The organism is Phaeobacter sp. PT47_59 (assembly GCF_028890025.1).
Taxonomy (GTDB): domain Bacteria; phylum Pseudomonadota; class Alphaproteobacteria; order Rhodobacterales; family Rhodobacteraceae; genus Phycobacter.
The window spans coordinates 65,333-72,172 of sequence record NZ_JARCJL010000022.1; the positions used below are offsets into that span (position 1 = coordinate 65,333).

A 6,840-nucleotide genomic window follows, 5' to 3' on the forward strand; every position below is an offset into this window, starting at 1 on the left:
TGCCGTCAGATGGAGGAATCAGATGGCCGGGTTGAGCATCGATCAAGTGACCAAACGCTTTGGGGAAACCGAAGTGCTCAAGGGGGTGTCGCTGGACATTGCCGATGGGGAATTCGTCTCGCTGGTGGGCCCATCGGGCTGCGGAAAGTCCACCTTGTTGCGGATCATCGCCGGGCTGGAAGAGCAAAGCGCGGGCGAGATCAGCATCGCGGGCCAATCGGTGGCGGGTCAACGGGCCGCGGATCGCAACCTGTCGATGGTGTTTCAATCCTACGCGCTTTATCCGCATCTGAGCGTCGGCGAGAACATCGCCGTGCCGCTGAAGATGCGCCGCATGAGCGGGATGCAGCGGCTTCCCCTGATCGGCCGCGTCATGCCGGGTGCCCGCGCCATGGCGCAGGACATCGGGCGGGACGTCGATCACGCCGCCCGGATGCTGGAGATCGGACACCTGCTGGATCGCAAGCCCGGGCAGCTTTCGGGCGGGCAGCGTCAGCGCGTTGCCCTTGGGCGGGCCTTGGTACGGGAACCGGCCGCCTTCCTGCTGGATGAGCCGCTCTCCAATCTGGATGCCAAGCTGCGGGTGCAGACCCGGGCCGAGATTGCCCAGCTGCATCGCAGGCTTCAGGCCACCTTCATCTACGTGACCCATGATCAGGTCGAGGCGATGACCATGTCCGACCGGATCGCCGTGATGATGGGCGGGCGCATCCTGCAATGTGCTGCCCCCGAAGTGGTCTATGAGGATCCCGATCATATCGAGGTGGCCGAGTTCATCGGCTCCCCCAAGATCAACATCCTGCCGGTCGAGATCTCCGAGGGCGGCCGTCTGAACCTGATGGATCGCCCCCTGGACATCGTAATCCCGAAGGCTGCGCGCGGTGTTGCCTCCCTTGGCCTGCGTCCCGAGGCGCTGAGATTGGGCGGCGAGGATGCGCCGCTTCATGGCCAGGTGGTGCACACGGAGAACCTGGGTTCGGAGGTCTTCGTTCAGGTGGCCCTGACCGCCAGCCAAGATCGCGTCACCCTGCGCGCCACGCCGGATCAACGCGCTGCCCTTGCCCTTGGGACCTCGGTTGCCCTGAATTTCAACACAGGCAAAGCGCTGGTGTTTGATGCCGATGGCGCGCGACTGCGTGGGCTGCGGCAGCTGAATGCCGCCGCCTCCGAGGTGGCCTGACATGACCGCCATCGAGACCACTCTCGCAGACCGGGCGCAAAGACCGGTTACGGATCACGCCAGCAAGGAACGCCGCGCGGCCTGGGCTTTGACCGCGCCTGCCCTGATCCTGATGGTGGTGATCCTTCTGGCGCCGGTGCTGATTGCCGGGCTGCTGTCCCTGACCAACTATTCGCTGGGCAACAGTGGCTTTGATTGGGTCGGCGCCAGGAACTACGAAAAACTGTTCACCCGTTCGACCTATGAAAAGATGTTCGTTGCCACTCTGACCTATGTTGTCACCGTGGTTCCGATCTCGGTCGGGCTTGGCCTCGGCGCGGCACTGCTGATCAATTCGCTGGGCCGCTTCCGCGAGATCTACAAGACGATCTATTTCCTGCCTGTGATGGCAACGCTGCTGGCCATGGCCATTGCCTGGGAGTTCATGCTGCATCCTTCGATCGGGATGATCAACCAGACGCTGGCGATGGGCTGCGGCACCTTCCTGGAGGCACTCTGGCCCTTCATGGCCGAGAGCTGCGCGGACCGCTTCCCGGTCTGGCTGGGCGACAAGAGATACGCAATCTGGGTGATCTGCTTCATCGGCATCTGGCAGGGGTTCGGCTTCAATATGGTGCTGTACCTTGCAGGCCTCACAGGGGTTCACCGCGAGCTCTATCACGCAGCCGAAATGGATGGCGCAAAATCCGCCTGGGAGCGGTTCCGCCTGGTCACATGGCCCGCGCTGGGGCCGACCACGGTCTTTGTCGTCACCATCAGCTGCATCCGCGCCTTCCAGGTATTCGACACCATCGAAGCCTTCTGGCCCCAGGGCGGCGGGCCGAATAAATCCACCTATGTGATGATGTTCGCCATCTTCGAGAAGGGCGTGCAGCAAAACCTTATCGGCATCGGCTCGGCCATCACCATGCTGTTTCTCGTCTTCGTCATGTTCCTCACCCTGATCCAGCGCTGGCTGGTAGAGCGAAAGGTGCACTACAAATGACCCGCGACTGGTGGAAACATCTGATCCTGATCCTTGGCGTGATCGTCGTCATTGCGCCCTTTTACATGATGGTCAGCTACTCCTTCAAATCGCCGGGAGAGATCGACCGCGGCGAAGGGGGCTTTTTCGGGCGGCAAGAGCTGATGGTGGATGAGCGCTGCGTCAAGCTGCGCGATCCGAACCGCGATGACATTGCCGCCGCCGCAGATCGGTTTCCGGGGCAAAGCGACAGCCAGATCCGGGATGCCCTTCTGGCCGAGGCCACGGCCGAGTGCTCCATGCGGCCCGTGGTGTTCAACTACACCAAGGCCTTCACCGAGGCGCCATTGCTGCGCTACCTTATGAACGGGGTGATCGTCACCGCCTCGATCTTCCTGATCCAGGTGGTGGTAGCCCTGCCTGCTGCCTATGCACTGGCCAAGCTGAAATTCTGGGGGCGCGAGGCGGTCTTTGGGCTGGTGCTGTTCTGCCTGTTGATCCCGGTCCACGCCATTGCGCTGCCGCTATATATCATGCTGACCAAGCTGGGGCTGACCAATACCTATGCCGCCCTCGTGGTGCCTTGGACGATCAGCGTTTTCGGCATCTTCCTGATGCGCCAGTTCTTCATGACGGTACCGGATGATCTGATCGATGCGGCGCGCATGGACGGGATGGGGGAATTCGCCATCGTCTGGCGGGTGATGCTGCCCACGGCCATTCCCGCCCTGCTGGCTTTCGCGATCTTCTCCATCGTGGCCCATTGGAACGATTACTTCTGGCCGCGCATCGTGGTGACCGGCAATCGCGACCTGTTCACGCCGCCCCTGGGCTTGCGTGAATTCAAGGGCGACGGCGACGGATCCTTCTTTGGGCCGATGATGGCCACGGCCACCGTGATCGTCACGCCGCTGATCGTCGCCTTCCTTATCGCACAGAAACGCTTCATCGAGGGGATCACCCTCAGTGGCATGAAATGAACCGGGACCGCCCGCCTTCAGGGCGGCCCCACTCCCGATGTCCCAACAGGGACAAACCCCGGAGCATCAAGTCTGCAAACCAACTGCTCCAAGACCGGCAAGTAAAAGGATCTAAACCATGAAACTGACTGTTCCCGCAATGGCTCTGGCGCTGTCCGCCACCGCCGTGTTCGCCGAAGACACCGTGACCATCGAATTCGCCTACCCCTATAGCCACCTGTTTGACGTGACCTATGAGGCGATGATGCCCGCCTTCAAGGCAGCGCATCCGAACATCGACGTGAAATTCCGCGCAACTTACGAAAGCTATGAGGACGGCACCAACACCATCCTGCGCGAAGCCGTCTCCGGCAACCTGCCCGATGTCACCATGCAGGGTTTGAACCGCCAACAGATCCTGGTGGAAAAGGGCATCGCCAAGTCGCTGGAACCCTTCATCGCCAAGGAAGCCGATTTCGCCAAGGACGGCTACCACGACGCCATGCTGAGCCTCTCGACCTTTGGCGGCGATGTGCACGGTCTGCCCTTCTCCGTCTCGCTGCCGGTGGGCTATTACAACATGGATATCCTGAAGGCCGGCGGCATCGGAGAGCTGCCCACCACCTGGGATGAGGTGATCGGCGCCTGTGAAACCATGAAGGCCAACGGCATCGACAACCCGATCTTCTGGGGTTGGAACATCACCGGCAACTGGTTCATGCAGGCCCTGATGTGGAGCCAGGACAAGGCCATCGTCGAAAACGGCCATGTGACCCTGGACAGCCCCGAAGCCCTGGCTGCCATGGAGCAGATGCAGGAGATCTTCACCAAATGCGACATGCAGAACCTGGAGTGGAAATCGGCTCTCTCCTCCTTCTCGGCCGGTGAGATCGGCATGATGTTCTGGTCCACCTCGGCACTGGGCGCGGTCGAGCGCAGCCAGGGCGATTTCGAACTGGTGACCGGCCCCTTCCCCGGCATGGGGGAAACCCCGAAAGGCCTGCCCGCGGGCGGTAACGCGGCGCTGCTGACCTCGACCTCGGATGATCCCAAGGTGCAGGAGGCCGCCTGGACCTGGCTCAAGTTCATCACCTCGGGTGAAGGTGCTGCCGAAGTCGCGAAGACCACCGGCTACATGCCGCCGAACAAGGCCGCAAACGAGGTGATCCTGGCCGATTTCTACCAGCAGAACCCCAACAAGCAGACCGCCGTGGACCAGCTGCCGTTGCTGCGCGACTGGCTCGCTTACCCGGGCGACAACGGTCTGGCGATCACCCAGGTGATCTATGACGGGATCGAGCGCATCGTCACCGGCGACGCCACCGACATGAAGGAGTTGCAGCAGGAACTGGTCGAGGAAGTCGCCGACCTTCTGCCCAACGGCTAATTCCAACTTTCGGCCGCGCGAGGGACCTTGCGCGGCCGTTCCTTTTTTTTTCGGGCAGATAGATACATGAAAATCATCCATATTTCCGACATTCACCTGACCATCCCCGGAGAGGAGATGGGCGGGCTCGATCCCCATATGCGGTTCTCGCAAGCCATGAAGGACGTGGTCACCAACCATCCCGATGCCGCCCGTATCGTGATCACTGGCGATCTGGCCCATTGGGGAGAACCCGCCGCCTATGAGGCGCTGAAGACTTCCATCCGCGATCTGCCCATTCCGGTGCGGCTGATGATCGGCAATCACGACAACCGCGCGGCCTTTCGCACCGTCTTCCCGGATCACCCCGTGGATGGCAATGGCTATATCAATCATGGCGAAACCATCGATGGCGTGCGGTTTATCTATCTCGACAGCGTCAAAGAGCGCACCCATGCAGGCCATTTCTGCGCTGCGCGTCGCGACTGGCTGCAAGGCGAACTGGAGGGCTGCACCCGCGCGCGGATCTTCCTGCATCACAACCCGATGCCCGTGGGCCTGCCCGCCGAAGACAGGATCGCTCTGGTGCCCGAGGATCGCCCCCCTTTCAAGGCCTTGATCGAAGCCCATGCCGCACGGATCGACTACATCCATTTTGGCCATGTCCATGCGCCCATCCACGGATGTTTTGCCGGGGTGCAATTCGCCAGCGTGCCCTCGACCGGCAACCAGTCGATCCCGGATCTCAATGAAACCGAATTGCTGCAAGGCGCGCCGATGGCCCCGGCCTATTGCGTGGTTCTGATCGATGGGCAGGACACGACGATCCACCAGATCCCCTTTGCCTGGGACGGGCCGGTGATGACCGCAGGAACGGGTTGGGAAGACTGGGCCAAACCGACCGAGGCGGCAGAATGAAATTCATCCATCTGACCGACACCCATGTGATCGGCGGGGGCAGGACGCTTTTTGGGACAGACCCGGCCCGGCGGCTGGCCCTGGCGGTGGACAGCATCAACCGCGAACACGGCGATGCCGCCTTTGTTGTCCTGACCGGCGACATGACCCATTGGGGCGACGCCGACGCCTATTCGAGTTTTCGTTCTGAAATCAGCCAGTTGACGATGCCCTTGCACCTGATGGTCGGCAGCCACGATGACACGCAGGCCTTTGCGGATCACTTTCCGGATGCGCCGCGCGATCGGCACGGCTTTGTCCAATTTGCCTTCGACACGCCCTTTGGCCGGGCCATCTGTCTTGATACCAAAAGCCCTGGCACCCACGCCGGAGGCTATTGTGCTGCGCGCCTGGAGTGGCTGGCGACAGAGCTTTCAAGCACTGATGCGCCGGTATTCCTGTTCATGCATCACCCGCCATTTCCGGTCGGGATCTCATCGATGGACCGGATCATGATGCTGGACGCAGGCGCCTTCCACGATGTCATCGCCCCGCACAAGAACCGTATCCGGCACCTGTTTTTCGGCCATATCCATCGCGCGATCTTCGGCAACTGGCGGGGGATCAGCTTTTCCTGCATGCGCGGGCTCAACCATCAGGTGGCGCTGGATCTGACCCCGGGGCAGAGCCGCATTCCCGGCACCCTTGAAGCGCCCGCCTATGGCGTGGTTCTGCTGGATGAGGACAGCGTGACGGTGCATATGCACGATTTCACGAACAGATCCCCGGCATTTTCGCTCCATGCCCCCGATGGAGAGAACCCGGTTCGCTATCAGCTGGAGATGTCTCATCCGGGCTTCAGTGACCTGTGACAGGGTCACCTGGCGCGCCCTGCCCTTCATCCGGCAGAGCGCGCCAACTGTGTCTTAATGTGCGATCATGATATGGCGCACGGCCGTGTAATCTTCGAGCGCATACATCGACATGTCCTTGCCATAGCCGGACTGTTTCAACCCGCCATGCGGCATTTCCGTGGTCAGCATGAAGTGGGTGTTGATCCAGGTGCAGCCATACTGGAGCCGCGCGGATGTCTCCATGGCGCGGCCGATGTCGCCGGTCCAGACCGAGGAGGCCAGGCCATACTGGCTGTCATTCGCCCAGGAAATCACATCGTCATCCTCGCCGAAGCGGGTGATCGAGACCACGGGGCCAAAGACCTCGCGCTGGACGATCTCGTCGCCTTGCAGGGCGCCCGCGATGACGGTGGGCTTGTAGTAGAAGCCCGGGCCATCGTGCACGGCGCCGCCGGTGGTGATCTCCATATGTTTCTGCTCGGCGGCACGGTGCACAAAACTGGCCACCCTGTCGCACTGTCGCTGGCTGATCAGCGGCGGGATTGTCAACGGCGGAGTAAAATTCGGCCATTGTGGCGGAGCAAAAGTCGGCCAGTTTGGGGCGAGCGCCTTGGAGCGTG

At 61.6% G+C, this 6,840-nt stretch carries 7 protein-coding genes; 6 read left to right on the forward strand and 1 reads right to left on the reverse strand.

Annotation, left to right across the window (positions count from 1 at the left end):
- Positions 1-22: 22 nt before the first annotated feature.
- The 6 genes from PXK01_RS17165 to PXK01_RS17190 all read left to right on the forward strand — a co-directional run bounded on the left by PXK01_RS17165 (position 23) and on the right by PXK01_RS17190 (position 6,238).
- Positions 23-1,180, forward strand: a complete 1,158-nt coding sequence (locus PXK01_RS17165) for an ABC transporter ATP-binding protein (RefSeq protein WP_274861049.1) — start codon at positions 23-25, stop codon at positions 1,178-1,180.
- 1 nt (position 1,181) lies between these two features.
- Complete coding sequence (locus tag PXK01_RS17170; RefSeq protein ID WP_274847115.1) at positions 1,182-2,165, forward strand: carbohydrate ABC transporter permease; 984 nt, start codon at positions 1,182-1,184, stop codon at positions 2,163-2,165.
- On the forward strand, positions 2,162-3,124 hold the full coding sequence (locus PXK01_RS17175) for a carbohydrate ABC transporter permease (protein WP_274861050.1): 963 nt from the start codon (positions 2,162-2,164) through the stop codon (positions 3,122-3,124). Before PXK01_RS17170 ends, PXK01_RS17175 begins: the two co-directional genes overlap by 4 nt.
- Positions 3,125-3,242: 118 nt before the next feature.
- Positions 3,243-4,490 (forward strand): ABC transporter substrate-binding protein, encoded by a 1,248-nt coding sequence (locus PXK01_RS17180; protein ID WP_274861051.1) that lies wholly within the window; start codon positions 3,243-3,245, stop codon positions 4,488-4,490.
- 66 nt (positions 4,491-4,556) lie between these two features.
- A complete protein-coding gene (locus tag PXK01_RS17185) occupies positions 4,557-5,387 on the forward strand; it encodes a metallophosphoesterase (protein ID WP_274861052.1) in 831 nt (276 codons plus the stop codon).
- Positions 5,384-6,238, forward strand: coding sequence for a phosphodiesterase (locus PXK01_RS17190; RefSeq protein WP_274861054.1), 855 nt, complete (start codon positions 5,384-5,386; stop codon positions 6,236-6,238). Before PXK01_RS17185 ends, PXK01_RS17190 begins: the two co-directional genes overlap by 4 nt.
- Before the next feature lie 54 nt (positions 6,239-6,292).
- Here the strand turns inward: PXK01_RS17190 and PXK01_RS17195 are convergent.
- Positions 6,293-6,840, reverse strand: a 548-nt coding sequence (locus PXK01_RS17195; RefSeq protein ID WP_274861056.1) for an aldehyde dehydrogenase family protein, incomplete at its 5' end; no start/stop codon positions are given.

Bases quoted from the DNA above. Each gene is read 5' to 3' on its own strand.
- PXK01_RS17165 (WP_274861049.1), top strand. From the start codon at position 23: ATGGCCGGGTTGAGCATCGATCAAGTGACCAAACGCTTTGGGGAAACC.
- PXK01_RS17170 (WP_274847115.1), top strand. From the start codon at position 1,182: ATGACCGCCATCGAGACCACTCTCGCAGACCGGGCGCAAAGACCGGTT.
- PXK01_RS17175 (WP_274861050.1), top strand. From the start codon at position 2,162: ATGACCCGCGACTGGTGGAAACATCTGATCCTGATCCTTGGCGTGATC.
- PXK01_RS17180 (WP_274861051.1), top strand. From the start codon at position 3,243: ATGAAACTGACTGTTCCCGCAATGGCTCTGGCGCTGTCCGCCACCGCC.
- PXK01_RS17185 (WP_274861052.1), top strand. From the start codon at position 4,557: ATGAAAATCATCCATATTTCCGACATTCACCTGACCATCCCCGGAGAG.
- PXK01_RS17190 (WP_274861054.1), top strand. From the start codon at position 5,384: ATGAAATTCATCCATCTGACCGACACCCATGTGATCGGCGGGGGCAGG.